Origin of the sequence: Clostridium sp. Cult3, from assembly GCF_021655115.1 — a bacterium.
Classification (GTDB): Bacteria; Bacillota; Clostridia; order Tissierellales; family Tepidimicrobiaceae; genus PPXY01.
Map to the genome: position 1 here is coordinate 1 of NZ_PPXY01000061.1, position 26,152 is coordinate 26,152.

A 26,152-nucleotide genomic window follows, 5' to 3' on the forward strand; every position below is an offset into this window, starting at 1 on the left:
ATTGGCAGGTTAAAACCTCTTATGTAATATTATATTACAAGGAGGTTTTTTCATAAGGTTTCATCCTCATTTTCATCAGCTTCAGACTTTCTTTTTTTGTTTTTTTCGTAGTATTTGTTTTGTCATCTTTAAAACAATGCCATACGTATAAGATCACAACAAGAAGCCAATTACTTGACATCAAATTATCAATATGATACGTTCAATAAGTCGACAGAGTTTTAAATAAGTCAAAAGGAGAATTAAATAATGAGTGAAAACAAAGTATTAGCATCAGTTAATGGAAAAGATATAACGAGTCAGGACGTATATCAATTTTTAAATCAATTAGATCCACGAACTGCAGCCCAATTTAGCTCACCAGAAGGTATAAACCAAATAGCTAATGAATTGGTGAATCAAGAACTTCTATATTTAGAAGCCCTAAAAAATGGTCTAGATGAAGAAGATAATTTCAAAGAAGAATTGGAAAAAGTTAAAGTAGGTGTACTAAAACAATATGCTATCAATAAACTATTTACTGGCATAACCGTTTCAGATGAAGAGATAAGTAAATTCTATGATGAAAACAAACAGTATTTTCAAAAGCCAGAAGCTGCTCGAGCTAGCCATATATTAGTTGACGATGAACAAAAAGCTAATGAAGTACTAGCGGAAATAGATGGCGGTCTATCCTTTGAAGAAGCTGCTAGTAAATATTCCAATTGTCCATCAAAAGCTAATGGTGGAGACCTAGGCGAATTTACCAGAGGAAAAATGGTTCCAGAGTTTGAAGAAGTAGCTTTTTCTATGGAAGAAGGAAAGATAAGCCAACCTGTAAAAAGTCAGTTTGGATATCATCTGATTAAGCTAAACTACAGAAAGGAATCAAGCATTAGTCCATTAGAAGAAGTAAAAGATCAAATCAATCAACAACTAATATTGATGAAACAACAGGAAAGATACTTAGATAAAACGGAAGAACTTAAAAAGGATTTTAAAGTAGAAACCTACTTCTAATAATCTATGAAAATTCCTTAAACTGTCTTGTATGTATTCATGTATTAGGCGAAAAATACATACGGGGTGATAAAAATAAAAGATAAGAAAGATAAAAACAAAATCGATAAAAACTTTTTCAATCAAATGAACTATGAAATAGCAGCTGAACATGGAATAGTAGATAATGAAGAGATGAAAAACAATAAAAAGCTAAAGGATTGGAGTAAAGAAAATAAAAAGAAGGAAAAGTAACAAAGAATAACAATACAATAGTGGTATTGACAAGTTTAAACCTCTTTTGTAATATTATATTACAAGGAGGTTTTCTTATGCCTGAAGAATATGAAATTGGTAAAAAGATAAAAGCTATTAGGGAAGGTAAGGGCTTAAGCCAATCAAAAGTAGTAGAGAAGCTTGCCCAACAAAATATAAATATGAGTAGAGAAACCCTTAGCAAAATCGAAAACAATAGCAGGTCTATTTCTGCTATAGAGTTGAAAGCTTTGTGTGATGTATTCAATATAGATATAGGAGATTTTTTTCATGAAGAAGAATCAGAGGATTTAGTAACCTTTTTTAGAAAGAGAAACTTTTCGGAAAATACACTAGAGGAGATTTCAAAGCTTCAAGAAATGGTTAAGGTATTTATAAATCAGGAGAAGATATATAAGGAAGAAAAACAAGAATAATGGAGTGATTATATGAATAGGGATTCATTCTATAGATGGTTAAAAACCATAAAAAAATACGATCAGAGAACTTGCAATGCAAGAATATCAAATTGTCAAAGAATAGAGAACTATTACGGTGATTTAGACGAAATTTATGCTAAAGATAAATTGGAAAATCTTAAAAAAGAGCTTATATATTCAAGACAAGAATACAGAGATGGCATCCCTCCTAAACATAAGATACCAATAGATGGTGATATATATAATGGAACGGCAACACTAAGAAGTGCACTAAATTTATATTTAGAGTTTAAGGATAATAAAATACTTCAGGATATTATGACCATGGATGATGTGACACCAGATGAACATGATGGTTCCTATGAATTAGTAAGGGAAACGGTTGAATCCCTTTCAAAAACAGATCTAAATAGAATAGATATTGCAGACTTGGACATGCTTTATTTTATGGCTGTAGGAACCTGGAAAGGTGGAGTAGAATTCAGATTAAAAAAAATAGAAGAGAGCAATCTATCTATAGAAGAGAAAATTAGGTTGAAATCTATTTTTAATAATGTTGTAGAAAAAGCCAAGGATCATTTATATGAAAATAGCGATAAACATACTTGGTCAGTTGGTATGTTTGGAACTGGCTTTTATACTTTTAATGGGAAATCTGATAAACAAAATGCCCAAAAATATATATCTCTATGTATTAGGATAAAGGATTTAGACGACGAAGAAGAGATTTTTAATATAGCCGAGGAAACGTTGAAGAATGGAATAAAAGGTATGCAAGCAGCCTCTGCATCTATAGTACTTCATTGCCTAAAACCAAATGTTTTTCCAATATTAAACAATGCTATGATAGAAGCAGCTGTTTTACTAGAAAGTGAAGATGTAATTCTCAATAGGCCCTATCAACTTACAACCTATATTGAAAATTCTAGAAAAATCAGGAAGTTTCGTGATGAAAAGTGCAAATTTAATAACTATAGGACATTGGATATGAAGTTTTGGGAAGTGGGGAAATTGGAAGAAGAAAAGCATGCTGAAATAAAAGAAGAAGAAAAACCTTATGAAATAAAAAAGGAAACAAAGAATATGGTTAACAATATTAATTATTGGTGGCTTAATGCAAATCCTAAAATATGGAGTTTTAACGATATTGAATTAGGTGGAACTATTAGCTATACATCTAGAAATGAAAGGGGAAACAAGAGAAGGATATATAAAAACTTTGAAGACGTAAAAAAGGGTGATATTGTAATAGGCTATGAATCAACACCAGTAAAGGCAATAGTTGCTATTGGGCATATCTCTGGGGAACATGATGGAGAAAGAATCTGGATTAAAAAAGATGAAAACTTGATAGAACCAGTAGAATATAGCTATCTAAATTCCATAGAAGAACTTAAGAATATGGAGTTTTTTCAAAATCCTCAAGGGAGTCTTTTTAAATTAACGAAAGAAGAGTATGAAATAATAATGGATATAATTAGGGAACAAAATCCTATTATGGAAGCCAGGATCAATGAAACTTATACAAAGGAAGATTTTTTAGAAGAGGTATTCATAGAAGAAGACAAATATGAAAACATAGCTAATCTATTAGAATATAAAAAGAATATTATTCTCCAAGGACCTCCAGGAGCTGGTAAGACCTTTGTTGCAAAGAGAATAGCCTATTCTATTATGGGTGAAAAAGATGATTCAAGAATAGAAATGGTACAATTCCATCAAAGCTATTCCTATGAGGATTTTATCATGGGTTATAGACCGGTTGAAGAAGGTTTTAAATTAAGACATGGGGTATTTTACCAATTCTGTAAGCGAGCATTAAATGATCCCCATAGGAGCTATTACTTTATCATAGATGAAATAAATAGGGGAAATATAAGTAAGATATTTGGAGAGCTTATGATGCTAATTGAATCGGATAAAAGAGGAAGTGATTATGCCATTCCCTTAACATATACAGAAAATAGATTTTACATTCCTAAAAATATATATATCATAGGGACTATGAATACAGCAGATAGAAGCTTGGCAATGATTGACTATGCACTAAGAAGAAGATTTTGTTTTATAGATATGGAACCTGCTTATGATAATTTGAATTTTAAAGGATATTTAGAGAGTAAAAGTGGGGATTTATCCAATATAATAATAGATAAAATCAATAGATTAAATAAAGCTATTGAAAATGATATATCCCTAGGTAGAGGTTTTCGTATAGGCCATAGTTATTTTTGTATGGATAAAGAAACTATAACAGAAGAGGACTACAAAAATATTATAAAATATGAGATAGTACCACTATTATCTGAATACTGGTTCGATGATTTTGACAAGGTAATAAAGTGGAAGACAGAGCTATTGGAGTGGTAATATGATACCTATAAGAAATGTTTACTATATGCTTTGCTATGCCTGGGAAAATACTCTTAAGCAAGAAGATGAATCTCTTTTGGATAGGGAAGCTTTTAATAATATATACAATCTTCTTTCCTCTATATTAATACAAGAAGTAACCAAACTAATAAAAAGCGGATTTGCAAGGGGATATATTGACCAAAGGGAAAGTCTGTCAATTGTTAGAGGAAAAATAGATTTAAACAATACCCTTAAAGAACAAGCATTAATAAGAAAGCAAGTAATATGTGATTATGATGAGTTTTCAGATAATATAACTATGAATCAAATAATTAAATCTACAATGGAAATTCTCTTAATTTGTCCAAGAGTCGATAAAAAGTACAGGACAACTTTTAAAATGTTGCTGAGGAATTTTACCAATATAGATAGTATAGATTTGAATAATATCCATTGGAGCCGTATAGCTTATAATAGAAACAATAAAAAATACAGGCTAATAATTAACGTATGCCAACTTATTAATACTGGACTTATAGCAAAGGAAGAAAAGGGCAGTAGCAGGTTTCCTGTTTTTATCAAGGATAGAGCTATGGCAAAATTGTACGAAAAGTTCGTATTGAACTTTTATAAATATGAGTTAAAGGATATAAAAACATCATCGCCTCTAATCAACTGGCAATTGGACGAAACTCCAAGGGACAATCTACTTCCAGTAATGAAAACTGATATAGAATTAGAAGGAAAAGATAAAAAACTAATAATAGATACGAAATACTATGCTAATACTTTAGCGAAGAGTAATTTTTCAGAAACTAAAACACTAATATCTAGTAATTTATACCAAATATTTGCCTATGTTAAAAATACAAAATATGAAGGAAAAGTAAGTGGCATGTTGTTGTATCCAACAGTTGACTATGATTTAAATCAAAAATACAGAATGTCCGGTAATGATATATACGTAAAAACCGTGAATTTAGGAGAAGACTTTGACAAGATAAAAAGAAGATTGTTGAGTATAAGCTATATATTACATGATACGGAAAACAATATAGCTTGATAGGGAAGGAAGGATAACCATGATGGATAATGATATTAATATTCCCGATGAATTATTTAGGTTAGAAATAAAAGCACTATCGGAGGAAGTGAGGATAAAGTTTGCCAAAAAAGGACTATCGGATATATTCGATATCCTTTCGGAAACGGCATTTTTAATTAGAAAACCCCTAGATATAGAAGGACTTTCTGGATTCATTACTTATTATGAGGATCATTTCATAGTATATTTAAATAGCAATTTTACCCTAGGGCATGAAAGGTATACCGGTGCCCATGAACTTTACCATATAATATATAATGAAGATATATTGAAAAAGGAGAAGATTTTTTTAGATAAAGAAAAATATAGAGAAGAAGAGATAAAGGCCGATGTATTTGCTGCTGAATTTCTAATGCCCGAAGACTATGTAAAGGAAGTGTTTTACAAGACTGTAAATGTAGACAAATATAGTCTCCAACCAAAACACATAGTTCGAATGTACAACTATTTTAGAGTAAGTTACAAGGCGATGCTTAAAAGATTAATTCAACTTAATCTGTGTTCTTTTGATAAATACTTTGAACTTGCAGAAATATGTTCTTTAGAAAAGGAATATGAACTTCAGGCCCTAACTAGAGAGGAAGGATATGATATAGATTTGATAATCCCATCAAAAGCCAACTATATTCCTAAAGAATACATAATGTATGTAAAAGCCAATTATGAAAATAGTAAAATTACCTATGAGGAGATGAAAGAAACTTTAGAGTTCATCGGACTTAAACCTGAAGAACTAGGATATATATAACATTAATAATATAAAAAATTTAAAGCCTAAGACCTTGATCTTGGGCTTTTATTATTTAATTACATGTAATAATATATTACTAAAGAGGCAAAACAATTGACAAATATCAATTAAAATTGTAATATAATATTACAAGGAGATGATATAATGAAAAAACAAATTGTATTTTTATTAATTATGGTTTTGGTTATGAATTTAACCTTAGTTGGATGTGGAAGTAAAAAAGAAGAGGTAGAAGAAGCTGGTAAGGATGAAACAGTATTGGAAACCGATGAAGAAGAGTCAACGGAAGGGATAACGGTAGATAAATCCTTGTTAAGTGTAGATATAACACTGCCATCAGCCCTTATTGACGATGTTAGCGATTTCAATGAAGAAGAATATATTGCAGAAAACGAAGGCATAAAAGCAGCAAAAATTAATGAAGATGGATCAGTAACATTAACCATGACAAAGAAAAAGCATGAGGAAATTGTTAGTGAAATGAAAGAAGAAGTAACAACATCATTGTCTGAACTAACTGAATCAGAGGACACACCTTATATTAAGGAAGTAGAATATAGTAAAGATTTTAAAGAAGTAAAGTTATCTGTAGACAGAGAAGCTTATGAAGATGCTTTTGATCTAACCCCTCTATTTGTAGGAATATTAGTAGGTACATATCAAGTATATGCAGGAGAAGAGTTCTATACAGAAGTAATAATAGAGGATGTAGCTACTGGCGTTGAAATCAACTCAATAGTATATCCAGATGCATTAGAGGATTAGACTAACAAAATATGTTAGTTTAGGTTAAAAGCAATAGAAAGGAGGGAAAACATGAATATTAAATTTAAAGAGTGGAATTTTGGTGGAAAGTTAATATTTATCTCAACCCTTTTGGCAATATTATCATTATTCATGAGCTGGGTTGATGCTGGCATAGTAAGGGCTTCAGGTTTTCAACAGCAAGGATATTTGTTCTTAGTACTATACATATATCCAGTATATAAGTTGTTGAAAGGCACTAAATTAAACAAAGTATTGGGATTGATATGCAGCATATTGGCGGTAATTGGTAGTATAGCATTTCTTAGTTCAAAAAGTGTGGATTTAATGGGTACTACTGTAAATGCAGGTGGAGTTGGTCTATATTTGTTTATTATAGCATCTATAATGCTAACCGTAGGAATTATACAATATAAAGTAGTTCAAGTTGAGAATCCGGATATGGAAATTTAGATAATTATACAAATTTACAAGGAGGGGTTATGTGAAAAAATCAATACTAATACTTATTTTAATCTTATCTATATTGTTGGTTGGGTGTAGTAGTGGCAAAATCGAAGATGTAGCTGAGAACAATGCTGAAGAAGAGGCGAATAATGAATTAGAAAGTAAGGAGGATGAAGTATCAGAGGATAACAATGAGGAAATACCAATTCATCCTGATGATATTATGCCTGAAATAGTTATATTAGAGCCAAATAGTATTGGTACGGTTTATATGGAAGCAACATATACAAATAATTCAAAATATCCTATTACAGCTTATTCAGCAAAAGTGTTATTAAAGGATATAAACGATACAACATATTTAGATATATATGATACTGTTATGCCAGGAGAAACATCACCAAAATTTGAATCCTTTGGACCTGAAACACAAGACCCAGATGATTATGAAATACTAAGTTTAGAAATAACAGCGAGAACAGAAGGAGGAAATAATTTATATATAGAATATGATTTTAAATTAGATGAAGCTACTTGGTGGGAAGGCGGGAATGACTAGAAAATAAAAGACATCCGAGGGGATGTCTTTTATTATAAATATACAGGAAATAGATAATGTAATAATACATTATCAAATCATCATCACGTTTGACAATATTCAAAATATTGGCTACAATGAAATTAAAAAGCAATAGAAATCATATAACAATTCGAGAATTCCATTCAATATAGTTTTTATGCAAATAAAGTTATCATTTTTGTCATTGCATTCATGTCGCATTAAAACCATATTTAACAATCAAATAAGTTTTCCAAATCTTAATTTACCTATATTTATCCATGCTTAGGAGGTGATCTTTATTACTTGAGGCCATATATGCTAGGAATCTGTAAGTAAAGATAATGAATAAGAACAATCACTAATGGAGGGATGAATATGGATAAAACAGTATATCCTTATATACCTAATTCAGTACCAGAAGTCAAAAAACAGATGCTAAAAGAACTAGGCTTAGAGGATGTTGAAGATATTTATGCAGAAATTCCTGAACATTTAAGATTTAAAGGTGAAATGGACTTACCAGAACCTCTTCTGTCGGAATATGAGCTAGAAAGGCATGTAGAAGATATTCTTTCTCAAGATAAGGATTGTAAGGAATATTTAAGCTTCTTAGGGGGAGGAACTTGGCAGCACTATGTGCCAGAGGTCTGTGATACTATTAATTCCCGAGATGAGTTTTTAACAGCCTATGTAGGAGCAGCTTATGCAGATCATGGCAAATATCAAGCTATGTTTGAATTTGCTAGTATGTTAGGAGAACTGTTAGATTTTGATGTTGTAAGTACTCCAACATATGACTGGGGTATGGCAGCAGGTTATGCAATAAGAATGGCAGCAAGGATGACTGGAAGAAATGAAGTGCTGATTCCTAAGACCATAGCACCAGATCGTTATCTATGTATTAAAAACCTATGTAAGCCCACTATTGAAGTTAAGCTTATTGATTATGATACGGAAACAGGTTTACTTGATTTAGAGGATTTAAAAAACAATATTTCAGATAAAACTGCAGCTATTTATTTCGAGAATCCATCATATCTTGGATTCATAGAAGCCCAAGGAGAAGAAATTTCTAGAATGGCCCATGAAAACGATGCCATAAGCATAGTAGGAGTAGATCCAAGTTCGCTGGGAGTATTAGCACCTCCAAGCCACTATGGCGCAGACATTGCATGTGGAGAGTTGCAACCTTTAGGTATCCATATGAATGCTGGCGGAGGCCTTGCAGGATTCATAGCTTCTCGAGATGAAGAAAAATATGTTGCAGAATACCCTACTCAGCTTTGGGGAATAACAGAAACCACTAGAGAGGGAGAATACGGATTTGGAGATGTAAGCTTCGAAAGAACTTCTTATGCATCCAGAGAAAATGCTAAGGACTTTTTAGGTACTCAAACTGCTCTATGGGGTATTACGGCTGGAGTATATCTTGCTCTTATGGGACCCAATGGTATGCAGGAATTAGGAGAAGGAATAATGCAAAGAGCAAGCTATGCCCAAAAGATATTAGGTGAAATCCCAGGAGTTAAGGTTCCTCTATTAAATTCAGTTAACTTCAAGGAATTCATTGTGAACTTTGATGATACTGGAAAAGAAGTCTCAGAGATAAATAGAAATTTATTGGACTATGGAATATTTGGTGGAAAGGACCTTTCAGAAGAATTTCCAGAACTAGGTAATAGCGCCCTATATTGTATTACGGAAATTCACACGAAGTCAGATATAGATAGATTAGCAGATGCCCTTAAGAAAGTATTAGCATAAAGGTATAAAAAGATAAGGGAGGTATTAATATGGCAAAAGTAAAGATACGTGAAAATTATCATCAGGCTAGATGGGACGAACCTATTATATATGAACTTTCCACACCTGGAGAGAGGGGCATATTGGTGCCACAGCCAGATAAGGAGATAAAGGAAGAAGCGGGAGATGTATTATCAAGACTTCCAGAAAATATGCGCCGGAAGGAGAAGCCAAATTTACCCGAAATATCCCAAAAACACGTATTAGCTCATTATTTGCATCTTTCTCAAGAAACATTAGGTTCGAATTTAAACAATGATATAAGCCAAGGTACTTGTACCATGAAATACAATCCTAGAATCAATGAAAAACTAGCAACCCTTATTCATCATGTACATCCATCACAGGATGAAAGCACTATGCAGGGAATTTTAAAGATTCACTATAAATTTGAACATTTCTTAAAAGAAATATCAGGCATGGATAAATTTACAATGCAACCTGGGGGAGGCTCCCATGCAGTATATACAGCTGCATCAATAATTAGAGCATATCATGAAGCAAATGGGGAATTAGAACAGCGAGATGAAGTTATAACCACTATTTTCTCACATCCATGTGATGCTGCAACACCTGCTACTGCAGGATTTAAGGTCGTAACATTATATCCAAATGAAGAAACTGGTATCCCAGATATAGAAGCTTTGAAGGAGGCAGTATCTGAACGTACTGCAGCGGTATTTATAACAAATCCAGAGGACACGGGAATTTATAATAGAGATATTGATGAGTTCGTTAATATCGTACATGAAGCTGGGGCTCTGTGTTTCTATGACCAAGCTAATGCCAATGGAATGTTAGGAATAGCTAGAGCTAGGGAAGCTGGTTTCGATATGTGTCATTTCAATGTTCACAAAACCTTTGGTACACCTCATGGTTGCTCAGGTCCAGGTACAGGAGCTTTAGGAGTTAGAGATCATTTAGCTCGATTCTTGCCAGTTCCTACAGTGGAATTTGATGGAGATAAGTACTACTTAGATTATGATAGACCTGAAAGTATTGGTAAAGTTAGGGGATTCTTTGGCGTGGCACCAGTTATATTGAAAGCATATAGCTGGGTAATGATGCTAGGTGCCGATGGACTCAAAGAAGTGGCTGAAATATCTGTACTTAACAATAACTATCTACAGAAGAAGGTAGAAGAAATTCCAGGTGTAGACGTTTGGTACGCTAGGGATCGTCGTCGATTAGAACAAGTAAGATATAATTGGATTAAACTTGAAGAAGAAACAGGAGTAGGTACCGATGATATAATGCGTAGAATAGGAGATTATGGTATACAGCATTATTGGACTAGTCATCATCCTTGGGTAGTACCAGAACCATTTACCCTGGAGCCTTGTGAAACCTACTCAAAGGCAGATTTAGATGAGTATGCAGCAGTATTAGAAAAAATAGCAGAAGAAGCTCGAAAGGACCCAGAGTTTGTAAAAGCTTCCCCACATAAATGTGCAAGCAATGTAATAGCAAAACCAGAAGAATTAAATGATCCAGAGAAATGGGCAGTAACCTGGAGAGCCTATCTAAAAAAACACAAAAAAAAGTAAAGGTTAGGAATTTAATAAATTCGCCTGCAAAAGTCTATAGGCTTTTGCAGGCGTTATAAAAATCTACTATATTATAAAGGAGGCTGGATAGCTTGAAACTAGGATTTATAGTAAATCCTATAGCAGGTATGGGAGGCAAAGTAGGTTTAAAGGGTACTGATGGGAAAGAAATATTAGAAAAAGCACGTCAACTAGGTGCATATCCTGAAGCTCCTAAAAAGGCAAAGAAGGCTCTTGGTATATTAACTCCCCTAATTGGCGATATAGAAATCATAACATGTCCTGGAAATATGGGAGAAGATGAAACTATTGAATTAGGTTTTAAACCTAAGGTAATAGGTGAGAGAAAGCCTACTTTTGGACCTGAGGATACAGAAGAAGCAGCCAGTAGGATGTTAGATATGGGCGTAGATTTATTACTTTTTGCTGGTGGTGACGGTACTGCACGAAATATCTATAATGTAGTTGGTGATAAATTGCCTGTTATCGGCATACCAGCAGGAGTCAAGATCCATTCAGCAGTCTATGCTAATCATCCTAGAAGTGCAGGAGAGATAGCATTAAAATATCTTAAAGGAGAACTTACAAATATTAGAGAGGCTGAGGTAATGGATATTGACGAGGAAGCCTATCGGCAGGGTCAAATAACAGCCAAGCTATATGGTTATATGAAAGTTCCTTATGAACGACAATTGGTTCAAAGTCTTAAAGCTGGGAGGCCAGAGCAAGAAGAATCGGCACGGGAGGCAATAGCTGATCGGATCATATCCGAAATGGAATCTGATGTTTTATATATCGTAGGATCTGGAACATCTACCAGGCCCATTATGGAAAAACTAGGCTTGCCTAATACCCTTTTAGGTATAGATATAGTAAAAAATAAAGAACTTGTAGCTTCTGATGTTAGCGAAAAAGAAATTTTAGAAATCATAGATGGTAAAAAGGCTCAAATCATAGTCACAGTTATTGGAGGCCAAGGATATATATTTGGTAGAGGCAATCAACAACTTAGTGGAAATGTGATAAGAAAGGTAGGAAAGGATAATATACGCATCATTGCCACAAAAAATAAGATTGTCTCCTTAGAAGGACAACCAATCCTAGTAGACACTGGTGATGATGAGGTAAATAATATGTTCAATAGATATATGAGAGTATTGACCAGTTATAATGAGGAAATCATGTATAAGGTAAAGGGATTATAAATATAAACCACCAAAAAATTGGTGGTTTAATTCTGTAATTACTAAAGTGTTTTACATTAGTGTAGAAATATGTTAAAATATTAATTAATAAATTAAATATTAAGAAATCTCCGAGCATTTCGACCTGTGAATTTTTATTTATGGTTGACTTGCCGATAGGGTTTGATTGGAAACGGTCAAGCCTCCCAATGGAAAGGAGAAGTTTATTAATGCAGCATTTCCATTGGAATGCTGTTTTTTTAACTTTTCCATCTATTAATATGCTTAAATTTAGTTAAAGCTGAATTAATAAAAGAAAGGTGGAGGTAAATATGTTTATGAAAAAGACAAGATTAGTAACATTTGTATTGGCGATGGTATTGGTACTATCCCAGGTAGTTGTATTGGCAGATGGTGTAGAGGATTTTGCAGTTGAAATAGTAGGTTCTGGAGTTAAAACAGAGCTTAAATTAACCCTTGACGATTTAAAATCTATGCCAGAGGAAGCCCAAATTAATGAGGAATACATATATAATAGTAAAACTGGAGAAAAATCAGCTATGGTTAAAGGAGTTAGCCTAGCTTATTTATTAAGGGAAAAGGCAGGTGTAACTGCTGAAAATGCAGAGGTAATATTTGAAGCATCTGATGGCTATGAAATAGAACCACAGACATTGGAGGATATTTTCAGTGAAGATTTAAAATATGTTTTGGCTTATGAAATCAATGGTGAATCAATTGACAATGATGACAACCCAGATAATGAAGAGATAGTTGTCTATAGAAAACAAAAAGAACCAGGTGAATTTAGTACAGTATTTAAGATGGTAGTTAAAATAACTGTGGGAGATGCAATTGAACCAACAGAGAAAGCTAAACCTGTAGAAGAAGAGCCTAAAGTAGAAGAAAAGGAAATAGTTTTTACCGATATAACAGAGAAATATGCATATGCAGCAAAAGCAATAGAAGAGCTAGCTAAAAAAGGTATAATTGATGGAGTAGGCAATGGATTATATGCTCCAGAAAGAGAATTTACTAGAGCTCAATTCTGTAAAATCATGGTTGAAGCTTTAGGATATGAGCAGGTGGAATATACTGGTGGATTTACCGATGTAAAGGCTGGAGACTGGTTTGCTCCATATGTGCAAACAGCCGTTGAATCAGGACTATTTGAAGGGTATGACAATGGAACCTTTAAGCCAAATAAGCCTATAATAAGACAAGAAATGGCAGCTGTAGTTGGAAGAGGAGCTGTATTGGCTGAAGTAGTAGATCAAGGAAAGATGGATAAGTTTGTAATGGAAAAATCCAATTATAAGGATAAGGATTTGGTACCAGAGTGGGCAGCTCATCAAGTAGCTTGGCTTGAAGATCAAGATGTATTTTCTAATGTAGCAGTAGAAAAATTCGAACCAACAAAGGTGGTAAATAGAGCAGAAGCGGCCCTTATAGTTTACAATACCCTATTTCGAAAATAAACTTTATGATTGTTACAAGCAAGATGAGCAATAGCGATAGCTTTTGCTCTTTTGCGTAATTCTAAGGAGGTTTTTTTATGAAAGGTTATAGGAATAGTAAAAAAATAAAATTGCTATCTTTTTTGTTGGCAATTGGAATGATATTTTCTCAGCTAACCTTTTTTGTTGACATTGCTGAAGCAGCAGACCTAGATCTTTTGATTACAGGAACAGGTGTCAATGAAGAGGTACGCATTAGGGAAGCTGATTGGTCAAAGTATAAGATGGTAGAAAGAACTTATTCTACAAACAATAGCTTCAATTTTCATAAAATTATTAAGGTGAAAGGTTATGATCTATTTGAACTAATTGGCAAGGATAATCTAAAGACTGATCAGGACTATGAAATTAAATTTACTTGTTCAGATGGATTTGAATTTACAAAATCCGTAAGTGAATTAAAAAATGCATATTATTACAAAGATTTTACAGAAAAAAGCAAAACAAAGATAGGACCAATGGTTGCTAAATATACTGCAGTATTGGCTGATTATTCTCAGGATAGTTTTTCACCACCTATAAAGTGGAAGGATAGGGCTTTAACCGACAAGGATTTGGACAAAGGTTTTCCAAAGGTAGTATTCGGTCAAACCAATATAGATGATATGAATCTATCTCAGTGGGGGAAAAATGTAGTAAAGATAACTATCGGCGAGGATAGACCATCAAAGGGTAATGGTAAAGGTATAGGATTAGACTCTACGTACAAACATATTAGCAATGATGGAGCTCCATATAATATAGATGCTATAACAGGTGCAACCTTTACAATAGAGGGTCCTGGCGTTGAAGGATATAGGGCAATATCCTTAAGACAAATAGAAGAGGATATTGATGGACAGGAGCAAGGAAAGTATTATGAAAAGATAGATGGAAGTATTATTCAAAACACCTATGAAGGAATCAATGCAGGGTATCTCATAGATAATTATGTAAAGGTTACTCCTAAAGCAGGAAATGTAACTTTTAAAGATAAATCGAGGAAAACCATATCCACCGTTCCAATTGCAGAAGCAAAGGATTACTTAATCGCTTATGGTATCAACGAAGTTCCTCTCGTATATCTTGATTCAGATGTAGGATATAAGGCTAAAAAGCACAACGACAATGGCTGTTTTAAATTGGTTTATGAACAGGATAAAGCTAAAGCCAAAGAATTTTCCAATGTGGCCTATATCTATATTGAGGAAAAGGATGCCAAAAATATTTATGAACACACCTATCCTCCCTATGATGATCCTAAATACACGGATTATGAAATAATTATCCATGGAGATAAGATAGGTAAGGAAGTCAGATACAAGGTATCGGATATAGAAGCAATGGAAGATATAAAATACCAAGATGAGTATAGTCTCTCTAATAGTGAGTATTTCTGGTATTACAATCAATATAAGGGAGTTCCTTTATGGGATCTACTGATTAAAGCAGGGATGGATCCAAATATAGATGAAGACACTAGTATCCAGTTTATAGCTGCAGACAACTATAATTTTGCTCCTATGACTATTAGAGAGATAAAGGATAGCTCTCTATATGGATATTATGAAAAGAATTCAGAAGACATAGGGGATGGTACTTATGATGGTTCGAAGGAAAAGCCCCTTCATACAGGAATGCCTGTACTAGTGGCCTATGGTTTTAATGGATATCCCTATGTTACAAGACCAACAGATGATGGCTTTAATCCTGGACTAGGTAATTCAGGAGGACCTCTAAGGCTTATATTTGGAAAAAGAAACTACAATGACACGAATGGCTCAAATCAAGTACAATTTTTAAAAGAAATAATCATTGGTGAGGGTACCCCCATATCAACAGGGGATGAAGATAGAACTGGACAAGGAGAAAAAACTCAAAAAGAAGTTGATAAAAGCTCTAGTTGGAATCACAATCAAGAAATCTATAATGAATATCTAGATATGCCTGTGCTCCGAGTAACAGGTTCACAAGTAAAAGAACCAATGACATTTACATTAAGACAGATAGAGTCTATGCTACCTTATGCAGTAAGAGATGTATACACTGGAGATGGTATTCACGAGTTTGAAGGAGTAGTACTATGGGATATTATATCCAAGGTAGTTGGCTTAAAAGATGATGTAGAAATTCCAAGTATTAGAGTTTTCAGTGGACAGAATTACAATCAGGTTTTAAGAAGTAGCCAACAGGTTATGGAAGGTGTATTGAATTCCAAGGGAGAATTGAAGAAGATTATCTTAGCATACGCAGTGGATGGTTATCCCCTTGTTCCCAATGAAAGTGATGCAGGATATGCATTTAATAACGCTTATGGACCATTAAGGCTTGTAATTGAAGAAAACAAGTCTATGTGGACAAAATGGGTAGATTGTATTGTAGTAGGATCTGGAGATTATGAAGAGCCTAAGATGGAGGATGTTAAAGAGTTAGATCTACCAGAATTACCTGGTCCTAAAGAAGACATGGGAATGGATGACAAGGTATGGCTAAACTTTAGAAACGATACTGGCAAGGAGTTGCCTGAGGCAAGTGTTAGAAGTATGGAATATGATAGTAATGGTAATCTGTGGATCGGCACCAATAATGGAGGACTTTCTGTCAGGACTCCAGCAGGGAAATGGACTATTATCAAGGAAATAAAAACTGAAAATGCAGGTACTGTTAAGGTAGATACCTGCTATGCTATAGCCCAAAGGGAAAATGGAGAACTATGGATAACCCTTGGTGGTCCTTTAACGCCTCAAGGAATATTGGTGAAAACCGATAATACCTGGAAGCTCTTAAACGAAGACAATTCATTACTTCCAGCAAATTTTGTTCAGGAATTAGAATTAGATGGTAAGGGCGGACTATGGATAGGCACACAAAAAGGTGTTGTATATGTGGACAAGTCTGATAACTGGACAGTATATACTGAAAAAGAAGGACTGTTGCCTTATTCTGTTGATGCCATAGAACCTGATGGAGCAGGTGGAGCGTGGATAGGTTATTACCCCGCTACTAAAGGAAGTGAAGAGAATCCGATTTATACTGGTGGTTACCAACACATAGCTGCAGATGGAAATATTACTACCTATGAAGACTTTGACAATACCAATTTCAATCTCAATTGGATAAGAAGTATTTCTATGGATAAGAAAGGCGGAGTATGGGTTGTAAGATCAGGTAATGCTCCAGGCTTTGGTAAGGGAGAAGTAGATTATATATTAAATGGTAAAAGGACAGTATACTCAGCAAAAGAATTGTACCCATCTATGACGGAAGAAGATGATATAAGACTAGTTATAGCAGACAAAGAAAATGAAGGAACTCTTTATATTGCAACTACAGCCAGTGGTGTAGTGAAAACTGAAGGAATTGGTAAGGTAACTGAAATCATCAATGCTTCTAACCAATTTCCAACTAAGCAGTGGAATAACGTATATTTCATAGATTTAAATCAAGACAATCTACTTGTTGGAACCAATGGTGGAGCAGCAGTTGGCACCCATGAGAAAAACTTTAAAGACGTAAAATCCCATTGGGCTAAAAAGGAAATTAGAGAAATGGCTACCATGGGCTATATAAATGGAAGCAATGGAAAATATAGACCAGATGACAATATTACAAGGGCCGAGTTTGTGTCTATTCTAGTGAGAATATTAAACCCTGAAACATCAGGTGCTAAAAAAACACCCTTTGCCGACGTAAAACCAACGGATTGGTTTGCAAAAGATGTAATACTAGCTGCAGAAAAAGGTTTAATCGAAGGATATGATGATGGCAACTTTAAGCCCAACTCTCCTATTAATAGAGAGGAAATATGTGCTATCCTAGGAAGTATTACAGATGAAAAGTTAACAGCTGAGGAAGTTGAAGATATACTATCTGATTACGATGATAAAGTAGCAAATTGGGCTAGAGAATCAGCTGCTACAATGATTAAAACAGGAATTATCACTGGATTCCCTAACAATACTTTTGGTGGATCCTTAAATGCAACAAGGGCGGAAGCTGCGGTAATTCTATTGAGATTTTTAAAATATTAATAGATGGCAATAGGACTTGTTCCTATTGCCCCTTTAGGAGGATTCTATGAAAAAGTTTAAAAACATTAATCTATTCATAATCATTCTTTTAGTTATATCAATAAGTTTATCGGGGTGTGGATCAAAAAAAGAGGAAAAAGAGGATATAGTTAATATAGAAAGGGAACAGGAAACCATGAATGAAGAGACCGATGAACAAGAGATTACAGAAGAAGAATCCCATATGGAAGAGGAAACAGAGGAAGAAAAAGAAGAACAGGAAGAAGAAGTAGAGGAGAAAGATGATACAGTAGAAAAAGCCCCACAGAAGTCTAATACTTCTAGTGCTAAGAAAGAAACTGCAAAATCTAGTGAAAAGGAAAAGACTGAAGAAACTGCTAATACATTAAAGATAGAAGGTAATGTAGGAAACAAATTAAGCTTAAGTTTAAATGAATTAAAGGCTATGGAAAACATTATCTTCTCAGGGGAATATTACTCTATCAATAATTTCGGAACCACTAACCACACAAAATTTAAAGGCGTAAACCTATGGGCTTTGTTAGAGCAAAAAGCTAAAGTATCTTCAGCTGCAACAAAAGTTTCTATTGTGGCTATAGATGGCTATAAAATGGAGTTTACAATAGAACAAGTTAAAAGACAGGATTATATAGATGAAACAAATCCTGATATTAAACTACCTATAATTATAGCTTGGGAAGAAAACGGGGAAGAATATGACTCCGAGGAAGGACCTCCCTTTAAGCTGGTAGTTGGACAGAAGGAAGCTGGAGATGTAAATAAACCTCAATGGGTTTCAAATATTGACAAAATAATAGTAGAGTAAGGGAGAGCCTATGTTAAAAAACAAGAAATTTTATTTAATATTTACAATTGCTATAGTGATTGTAGTATTTGCCCTATTTTACTTCAACAATCCAACATCCCAAGAGGAACTTAAGGTAAAGGCTTTTTATCCTGAAGCAGAGGAGATTAGGCTTGTAAAGGATATTTCTGACGATATGTTTATATCCTTAAACTTCCCTGGCGTAAAGAGGGCCTATGAGGTAGATGGGCAAATGAAAGCATATGTGGTTAGCTGTGTAGGGTATAATGGTCCTATTGATGTATTGGTAGCTATTGATGGTGAAAGGGATGAATTAATAGGAATAGAAATATTAAATCATGAAGAGTCCTTAGATTATGCAGAGCATATTGAAGAGGATTGGTTTCTAGAAAGGTTTAAAAATATAGTAATCGACAAATACCTAAATCTTGTAGTATTAGATAAGGAAAATCCTGAAGACATAGTCCAAGTAACTGGAGCAACTATAAGCTCCCAAGCAGTAGTAAATGCAGTAAATACAGCAATAGGAGCTTATCAGTACAAAACCAATAATATAGAAATGGAGAAGGTAGCCGATGTGGTACCCCAGGAAATGTGGCAGAAGGATACTAACAGTTTTGCCATAAATTGTGGGGAAGAATCTACTCGGATAGATATTGAGAAAATAAAGGAATATGAACAGGTGGAAATGGATGTAGTATTGATTAATACTACGGGAACGGAAACGGATATGAAGGTAAAAGGGCCAACCCTTAGACATGTTCTAGAAGCAGAGGGCAAGGATTTAAGTGATTATGAGGGAATAGGAATAACAGGTAGGGATGGCTATTATACAATGGTTGATAAGGAAAAATTAGAAGCAAATGATGTGATTTTAGTATGGCAGGTAAACGGAAAAGATCTAAAAGAAGAAGAAAAGCCTGTAAGGATAGCTATACCAAATGAGCTTGGCCCCTACTGGGTAAAAATGGTTTCAAATATTGATTTATATAGTGAGATATCCCCTAAGGATATTGATAAGGTTCATATTTTTGAACCATTGGTAGAAGATATAGAGCCTTATTATTATGAGTATTATGGTAGTAAGGATAAATCCATAGAGGTAGGACAAATTTTAAGAGAATTTGATGTAGTAGATGAAAAGGGATTTTTCACCATGGCTGCTTCAGATGGATTAATAAAAAATGAAACTATTTCCTTAGTGAGACAGAGGTATTTTATTAAAGTAGAGGGAGAAAATGCACCTATGAATATAGCACCAAATTTCAAGCTAGGTATGAATGTTAAGGAGATGACCCATTTTTCTACAACTAAGGATGCAGTAATATTTCCTGAAAAGATGGCTGGAGTAGTTAGAACAAAAAATATAAATGGTAATGAAGCTTTGCTATTAGAGGATGTATTGCTAACAGCAGGTATGAGATGGAAGGATAATAATCACTTCGTTGCAGTAAGCAGGGATGACTCTAATAGGGAAATATCCATAGAAGAAATGTTGAATTGCTACATAGTAGAAGTTGGTGAACAGGTAAATTTATACCATGATGAGGACGAGATAATGAAGGATTTATTGAGGATTGAGAAGAAATGAAATTGAAGAAACGGAGCCTTATTCAAATAGCTATCTCTGGAATAGTAATAACAAACTGTATAATATATTACCTATATATCATTGGTTTCATCAATTGGAAGGCATTATCCATTGGAGATATAAATCCCTATGGAGGCTGGAGTGCATTAAAATCTGCATTTACCGATGTATCATATAGGTGGACAGGCATATCTAAATCAATAGCCCTTACCATTGGAATAATGGTTACTGCTCTATTGATGGGAAGGTTTTTTTGTGGTTTTATATGTCCAATTGGAGCATTCCAGGATTTTTTCAAATATTTAGGAACAAAGCTAGGAATTAAAGAGAGAAAGCTACCAAGGGGAGAAAGGTTTAAACCGGAAACAATCAAATACTTTGTACTAATAACTGTGCTAGTATTGAGTATTCTAGGCTTAGGTAATCTAATTACTCCTTATTCCCCTTGGTTAGCTTACTTAAATCTTTTTATGGGGATAAATCTTCAAATAGGGTCTATAGTATTGCTATTTATAGCAGTATCTTCAATATTTTACAAGAGGATATTTTGTAGAATTTTATGTCCTCTTGGAGCTTTCCAAAGCCTTTTATCAGCTATTGGACTATCGAAGATAAATAGCAATGAAAAATGTAATAGATGTACCTATTGTTTGAACAACTGTCCAGTAGATATAGGAAAGCCAGATGAAGGAGAGATCTCTCCTGAATGTATTAGGTGTATGGAATGTGTTGAAGGTACTTGTATAAAGGATACAAAAGGCTATTCATTAAAATATATGGGATTAACAGTTGGGAAAAAACAGTACATAACTATCAGCTTAATTCTATTTGTTGGAATCTTTATCCTTCTCCCTATATTGGACTCAAAGGTAGGGCCTCAATCTACTGTTCAAATTGGGAACTTGAAGGATGGGGTTTTTGTTGGTACCGGTGTTGGTTTTGGAGGGCCTATGCAGGTGGAAATAAAGGTAGAAGATAATAGGATCTTTGAGATTAATCCAATCAATCATAGGGAAACTGCCGGATATTATGAAGAAGTATTTAGGACTATTTCAAGAGAGGTAGTCCATAGACAAAGTTTAAACATAGATACCATTAGCGGTGCCACAGCTACCAGTAGAGGATTTCTAAATGCCATTAAAAGTGGAATTAGCCAAGCCTTAGAAAAATAACAAGGGGGATACTATGGATATAAAAAAGATTATACCAATAATAGTTGTAATTGGATTTATACTTATATTCAGCTATTCTAGTAAAGAGGATATATCTATAAATATTATACAGGGAGAAGATCAATTGATCGTTGAAAAGGATTTCATATATAACCATCCCGACTCTATAACCTTTCCAGCTGTAGTAAGGAGCAGTGGGAAGAAACCCGTTTCAACTGAATATAAAGGTGTTGAAATGTCCAAGTTATTCAATTCACTAAATGTAGACATATCCAATGTGGAAAGATTAACTTTTAATGCTACAGATGGATATAGAATAATATTGAGTACAGAAGAGATAAATGAACCAAATAATGTATATTTAACCTTTGAAAGGGATGGCAAACCATTAAAATCTAAGAAACAAGGTGGCAATGGGCCTTTTCAATTAGTCATTAGACAGGATCCCTTCAGTCAAAGGTGGATAAAGCATATAGATGAGATTGTACTAGAATAATAATCATTAGACTATTTATTGGAGGCAATATTATGCTGAAAAATTTGGTTAGGAAATTTTCCATATTTGAAATAATCGTTATTTCCCTTATGGCAACTTTGGGAATAGCAACTAAACCAGTCATTGTACCTTTAGTCCATATAATAACTGGCCCCCTCTATATTCCTGGTGGGGCTATTGCTGGTGGTTTGTATATGATGTGGATAGTATTAGGGGTTGGTTTAATAGGTAGACTAGGAGTGGCTACTTTAATATCCGTAGTTCAAGCAATTATGGTAGTGAGTCTTGGGATCTATGGTACCCATGGGATCATAAGCTTTTTTACATATATAATTCCTGGATTAGTAGTAGATCTATATATATTAATAGCAAAACCTAAGGGTTTTCAAAAAGGCCATTATTTTGTATCTGGTATATTGGCCAATATAAGTGGGACTTTTTTGGTCAATATGGTTTTCTTTAGATTGCCCTTGGTACCCTTAGTATTGACCTTAACAGCAGCTAGTTTGTCGGGAGGTATAGGTGGCTTAATAGCTTATACAATAGTAAAAGGTTTAAGGAAGAATGAAGCACTAGATGATTTAATAAATAGGAGAGAATACAATGAATAAAAGACATATTACTTTATCAATCCTACTTATCCTAATATTGTTTCTCATGGCAGCATGTACTAAAAAGACCTCTAAAGACATGGGCAATATCCATCCTAATGATGGAAAGGATATGGGAATGAATATAATCCATAGTGAAAAAAACATAAAAACTATATCAGTATCAACTAAAAGAGAGAAATTCAAATTGGAAGATATAATAGATGAAAAGATAGAAAAAGCCTTAGCCATGGGAAGATTAGGTGAAGTGGAATATTTAGAAGAAGGTGGATATTTTGAAGTAAATGCTAATTCCATAGATTATCTCAATAAGGAAGGAAATGCTAGAATTGAAAATGTAAAAGGAGTGGTAATAAACCCTCCTGATGCTAGCATAACCGATTCTTATTATGATATGTCCAATTATTTAGAAGAGGAAGATGTATTATTTATTTTGCTAGATGGATTTGGATACCATCAGTATAAATATGCCATAGAAAAGGGCTATTTACCATTTTTAGGAAAACAACCGGAAGCTGCTAAGGCCTTATCCGTATATAAACCGGTAACAAATGCAGGATTAGCAGCAATGCTCACTGGTAAATTCCCTATAGAAAATGGAGTTCATTCACGAAAGCAAAGGGAATTACAGGTAGACTCAATATTCAAACTGGCTGAAGATTTAGGTAAAAAAGCCATATATATTGAAGGGGATATAGGAATATTAAAGACGGAAATTGAACCAGTATTGAATTTAGATAATAATGGAGATGGATTTACCGATGATGAAGTATTTGAATCTACCCTTAAGGCAATAAATGAAGATCACAATTTGGTTTTTACACATTTTCATGGTATAGATGATACAGGACATACCCATGGAGACTTATCTATAGAAACAATGGAATTTATTAAAAGAGTAGATGGATATGTGGAGGAATTAGTTTCTAACTGGAATGGAAAGGTAATAATAACTGCTGATCATGGTATGCACTCTACGGAGGATGGGGGAGATCACGGAGAATTTAGATATGAGGATATGGTGGTTCCCTATATGATTTTAGATGGGGGGAATCATTTTGACTAATAGGACTATAGGAGCTATTATAGTAATTCTAATAATTATTATGGGGGTTTTTGCCTTTATGAATAGGGAAATAGTAAAGGATGTTCAAGAAGCTCAAGAAAATAGAGAGATTATAATAAAAGATGATCAGGGAGAAACTAAACTAATATTTGATGATATAGTACAATTAGACGAAGAAGAATTTACAGCTACTTTAGATACCAGTGATACAGACCCAGAAGAGCAGAGTTATACAGGAATACCCTTAATGAAGGTAATCGAAAAGGCTGGAATAACTATTGAAGATAAAAACCAGATAATAGTAAGGGGAATAGATGGCTACACCGTAGCCTTTAGGACTCAAGAATTGATGGACAAAGACAATCTGTACCTAGCCTATAAGCATAATGGAAAGTTTTTAAAGAGCAAGAGAGAAGGCGGCAGTGGCCCTTATCAAATAATTGCAAGGAAAGATCAGTTTAGCCAAAGATGGTGCAAATTTGTTGTGGAGATAGAATTAAGATGATAAATCCTGTTGAAATACATAATCTATACTTTAAATATAGAGAGACCCCTGATTATATACTAAGGGGAGTAGATCTAACTGTATATAATGGAGAAATATTTGCTTTAGTTGGCCAAAGTGGTAGTGGGAAAAGCACTTTATTGAATATTATTTGTGGCATAATACCCCATATTCGGAAAGGTAAAATTGAAGGTGAAGTTAAATTATGGGGAAAAGAAGTGAGTAATTTAAAAATACCTGATATAGCCAAAAGGGTGGGAATCGTGTTTCAAGACCCAGATACCCAGCTGTTTTCACCTACTGTTGAGGATGAAATTGCTTTTGGCCCTGAAAACCTGATGGTAGAAAGAAAAGTAATGGAAGAAAGAATAAAAAAAGTACTTGATATTGTTCATTTGGAGGATTATCGATACGAAAATCCTAATAATTTATCAGGAGGACAAAAACAATTAGTGGCTATTGCTGCAATTTTAGCTATGGAATCGGATATATTATTGCTGGATGAAGCTTTAGCCCAGTTGGATGATCAAGGAAAAGAGAGGATCAAAGAAACAATTTTAAGTTTAAAAGAAGAAGATAAGACCATAGTATTGGTAGAGCATGATTTAGAGAATTTAAATATAGCAGATAGGGTTTTGGAACTTAAAGATGGGAAGTTAAGGGAATACAAAGGCTGGTGAAAGGGTTGAGCTTCATAGAATTAAAGGACTTATCCTTTGAATATAAAAAGGATAGACCAATTATCAATAATTTAAACTTAAAAATCCAAAAGGATGAAATTACAGCCGTATTAGGGCCAAATGGAAGTGGTAAAACTACTTTGGGTAAACTGATGATGGGAATTTTAAAGCCTACAGAAGGACAAGCCTTTATCCTAAATAAAGATATTTCTGAGATGACTTTAGCCCAAATAGGATCAAAAATAGGCTATTTATTCCAAAATCCAGAAAAACAATTTTTTGCCAATAGAGTAGAAGAAGAATTAGGATTTGTTTCTAGACTAAAGGGATATGATGAAGATTATTTGGAAGATAGGATAGAAGGGTTGCTAAGATTATTCCAATTGGAACATGTAAGAAAATCCTCCCCATTATTGTTAAGCCAGGGAGAAAAGCAAAGGCTTGCTATTGCCACAATATTGATTAACCAACCCGAGTATTTAATACTAGATGAGCCTACTACAGGACTTGATAGAGTAAGAAAACAGTTATTGATAGATTTGCTAAATGATTTATTAGACAAAGGGATTGGTATGACCATTATAAGTCATGACCATTATTTTATTGAACAATTATCCCAACGAGTGATAAGAATTCACAGAGGAGAAATCATCTATGACCAGAGGATGTAAATTAGACCCCAGGACAAAACTCATTGTAGTTCTATGTATTTCAACCTTAGGGATAGTAACCAAGGATATTAATTATCTAGTTGTACTTTTAACATTATCAATATTGGCTGCTAAATTTTTTAAGGTTGATATAATGGGAAGTTTAAAGAAAGTTAAAAGACTTTTATACATGTTAGCAATTATTGCAATAGTACAGAGCATATTTTCTTCAGGGGGCGAAGCTCTTCTATCTATTGGAAGTTTTACAGTTTTAAGTACCGTTGGTCTGGAGAAAGCTCTACAATTTATATTGCGGATGATGATAATAATATTTTCTGCTACAATTATCACTACCTCCAATTCAAGGGAAATAGTCCAAGGTTTTGTTCAATGGGGGCTACCCTATGATATAGCTTTTATGGTGGTACTGGGAATTAGATTTCTACCTTTACTAACTGAGGAAATCAAGGATTCTCTAACTGCTATACAATTACGAGGGATTGAGATCAGTAATATACCTATGAAGGAAAGAATTAGTGTATATGCTTATTTATTTAACCCCATATTAGTAGGAGCTATAATAAAAGCAGAAAAGCTTTCTATTGCTATGGAGATGAGAGGCTTTAGAGCTTATGATAGTCGTACCAGCTACCTAGTTTTAAAAATGTCCAAATGGGATTATCTGATAATATTTATTAGTATTATTTTTACTATTTGCTATATTTTTATTTATTTTCATTCAGGCTTTGTAAACTAAACATGAAAAAATAGCACAATGTTTTATAGAATTGCTTTAAATTGCTTTAAATTACTTTCAATTTCGCCTTGACGATTAT

24 protein-coding genes and 1 riboswitch are annotated in these 26,152 nt (G+C 33.8%); all 24 genes read left to right on the forward strand.

The window, feature by feature from the left end:
- Positions 1-249: 249 nt before the first annotated feature.
- The 24 genes from C3E88_RS11270 to C3E88_RS11385 all read left to right on the forward strand — a co-directional run bounded on the left by C3E88_RS11270 (position 250) and on the right by C3E88_RS11385 (position 26,073).
- On the forward strand, positions 250-999 hold the full coding sequence (locus C3E88_RS11270; protein ID WP_236910287.1) for a peptidylprolyl isomerase: 750 nt from the start codon (positions 250-252) through the stop codon (positions 997-999).
- Between the two features lie 66 nt (positions 1,000-1,065).
- Positions 1,066-1,233, forward strand: coding sequence for a hypothetical protein (locus C3E88_RS11275; protein ID WP_236910288.1), 168 nt, complete (start codon positions 1,066-1,068; stop codon positions 1,231-1,233).
- A 77-nt stretch (positions 1,234-1,310) separates the two neighbouring features.
- Complete coding sequence (locus tag C3E88_RS11280; RefSeq protein ID WP_236910289.1) at positions 1,311-1,670, forward strand: helix-turn-helix domain-containing protein; 360 nt, start codon at positions 1,311-1,313, stop codon at positions 1,668-1,670.
- A 12-nt stretch (positions 1,671-1,682) separates the two neighbouring features.
- Positions 1,683-4,043, forward strand: coding sequence for an AAA family ATPase (locus tag C3E88_RS11285; RefSeq protein ID WP_236910290.1), 2,361 nt, complete (start codon positions 1,683-1,685; stop codon positions 4,041-4,043).
- Between the two features lies 1 nt (position 4,044).
- A complete protein-coding gene (gene mcrC, locus C3E88_RS11290) occupies positions 4,045-5,091 on the forward strand; it encodes a 5-methylcytosine-specific restriction endonuclease system specificity protein McrC (protein ID WP_236910291.1) in 1,047 nt (348 codons plus the stop codon).
- Between the two features lie 19 nt (positions 5,092-5,110).
- Positions 5,111-5,881, forward strand: coding sequence for an ImmA/IrrE family metallo-endopeptidase (locus tag C3E88_RS11295; protein WP_236910292.1), 771 nt, complete (start codon positions 5,111-5,113; stop codon positions 5,879-5,881).
- 147 nt (positions 5,882-6,028) lie between these two features.
- A complete protein-coding gene (locus C3E88_RS11300) occupies positions 6,029-6,649 on the forward strand; it encodes a hypothetical protein (protein WP_236910293.1) in 621 nt (206 codons plus the stop codon).
- Between the two features lie 51 nt (positions 6,650-6,700).
- Positions 6,701-7,102: a hypothetical protein gene (locus tag C3E88_RS11305; RefSeq protein WP_236910294.1), complete on the forward strand. Its 402-nt coding sequence runs from the start codon at positions 6,701-6,703 to the stop codon at positions 7,100-7,102.
- A gap of 31 nt (positions 7,103-7,133) precedes the next feature.
- On the forward strand, positions 7,134-7,655 hold the full coding sequence (locus C3E88_RS11310; protein WP_236910295.1) for a hypothetical protein: 522 nt from the start codon (positions 7,134-7,136) through the stop codon (positions 7,653-7,655).
- Between the two features lie 378 nt (positions 7,656-8,033).
- On the forward strand, positions 8,034-9,422 hold the full coding sequence (gene gcvPA, locus C3E88_RS11315) for an aminomethyl-transferring glycine dehydrogenase subunit GcvPA (RefSeq protein ID WP_336513090.1): 1,389 nt from the start codon (positions 8,034-8,036) through the stop codon (positions 9,420-9,422).
- 29 nt (positions 9,423-9,451) lie between these two features.
- Positions 9,452-11,008 carry an aminomethyl-transferring glycine dehydrogenase subunit GcvPB gene (gcvPB, locus tag C3E88_RS11320; protein WP_236910297.1) on the forward strand — a complete coding sequence of 519 codons (1,557 nt, stop codon included), beginning with the start codon at positions 9,452-9,454 and terminating at the stop codon, positions 11,006-11,008.
- A gap of 92 nt (positions 11,009-11,100) precedes the next feature.
- The gene (locus C3E88_RS11325) at positions 11,101-12,213 is read left to right on the forward strand and encodes an ATP-NAD kinase family protein (protein ID WP_236910298.1); all 1,113 of its coding nucleotides are present in this window, start codon (positions 11,101-11,103) and stop codon (positions 12,211-12,213) included.
- Positions 12,214-12,309: 96 nt separating this feature from the next.
- Positions 12,310-12,426, forward strand: a riboswitch (molybdenum cofactor riboswitch).
- A gap of 98 nt (positions 12,427-12,524) precedes the next feature.
- Positions 12,525-13,670: an S-layer homology domain-containing protein gene (locus tag C3E88_RS11330; protein ID WP_236910299.1), complete on the forward strand. Its 1,146-nt coding sequence runs from the start codon at positions 12,525-12,527 to the stop codon at positions 13,668-13,670.
- Positions 13,671-13,747: 77 nt separating this feature from the next.
- The gene (locus tag C3E88_RS11335) at positions 13,748-17,719 is read left to right on the forward strand and encodes an S-layer homology domain-containing protein (RefSeq protein ID WP_236910300.1); all 3,972 of its coding nucleotides are present in this window, start codon (positions 13,748-13,750) and stop codon (positions 17,717-17,719) included.
- Between the two features lie 46 nt (positions 17,720-17,765).
- A complete protein-coding gene (locus C3E88_RS11340) occupies positions 17,766-18,545 on the forward strand; it encodes a molybdopterin-dependent oxidoreductase (protein ID WP_236910301.1) in 780 nt (259 codons plus the stop codon).
- A gap of 10 nt (positions 18,546-18,555) precedes the next feature.
- Positions 18,556-20,136 (forward strand): FMN-binding protein, encoded by a 1,581-nt coding sequence (locus tag C3E88_RS11345; protein WP_236910302.1) that lies wholly within the window; start codon positions 18,556-18,558, stop codon positions 20,134-20,136.
- The gene (locus C3E88_RS11350) at positions 20,133-21,308 is read left to right on the forward strand and encodes a 4Fe-4S binding protein (protein WP_236910303.1); all 1,176 of its coding nucleotides are present in this window, start codon (positions 20,133-20,135) and stop codon (positions 21,306-21,308) included. Before C3E88_RS11345 ends, C3E88_RS11350 begins: the two co-directional genes overlap by 4 nt.
- Positions 21,309-21,321: 13 nt before the next feature.
- Positions 21,322-21,804 carry a hypothetical protein gene (locus tag C3E88_RS11355; RefSeq protein WP_236910304.1) on the forward strand — a complete coding sequence of 161 codons (483 nt, stop codon included), beginning with the start codon at positions 21,322-21,324 and terminating at the stop codon, positions 21,802-21,804.
- A 32-nt stretch (positions 21,805-21,836) separates the two neighbouring features.
- Positions 21,837-22,415: an ECF transporter S component gene (locus C3E88_RS11360; protein ID WP_025641514.1), complete on the forward strand. Its 579-nt coding sequence runs from the start codon at positions 21,837-21,839 to the stop codon at positions 22,413-22,415.
- On the forward strand, positions 22,408-23,481 hold the full coding sequence (locus C3E88_RS11365; protein WP_236910305.1) for an alkaline phosphatase family protein: 1,074 nt from the start codon (positions 22,408-22,410) through the stop codon (positions 23,479-23,481). The genes C3E88_RS11360 and C3E88_RS11365 overlap by 8 nt, the downstream gene beginning before the upstream one ends.
- The gene (locus C3E88_RS11370) at positions 23,474-23,986 is read left to right on the forward strand and encodes a molybdopterin-dependent oxidoreductase (RefSeq protein WP_236910306.1); all 513 of its coding nucleotides are present in this window, start codon (positions 23,474-23,476) and stop codon (positions 23,984-23,986) included. The genes C3E88_RS11365 and C3E88_RS11370 overlap by 8 nt, the downstream gene beginning before the upstream one ends.
- The gene (locus C3E88_RS11375; protein ID WP_236910307.1) at positions 23,950-24,666 is read left to right on the forward strand and encodes an energy-coupling factor ABC transporter ATP-binding protein; all 717 of its coding nucleotides are present in this window, start codon (positions 23,950-23,952) and stop codon (positions 24,664-24,666) included. The genes C3E88_RS11370 and C3E88_RS11375 overlap by 37 nt, the downstream gene beginning before the upstream one ends.
- Positions 24,663-25,337, forward strand: coding sequence for an energy-coupling factor ABC transporter ATP-binding protein (locus C3E88_RS11380; RefSeq protein ID WP_236910308.1), 675 nt, complete (start codon positions 24,663-24,665; stop codon positions 25,335-25,337). Before C3E88_RS11375 ends, C3E88_RS11380 begins: the two co-directional genes overlap by 4 nt.
- The gene (locus tag C3E88_RS11385; RefSeq protein ID WP_236910309.1) at positions 25,321-26,073 is read left to right on the forward strand and encodes an energy-coupling factor transporter transmembrane component T family protein; all 753 of its coding nucleotides are present in this window, start codon (positions 25,321-25,323) and stop codon (positions 26,071-26,073) included. The genes C3E88_RS11380 and C3E88_RS11385 overlap by 17 nt, the downstream gene beginning before the upstream one ends.
- The last annotated feature ends 79 nt before the right edge of the window (positions 26,074-26,152 follow it).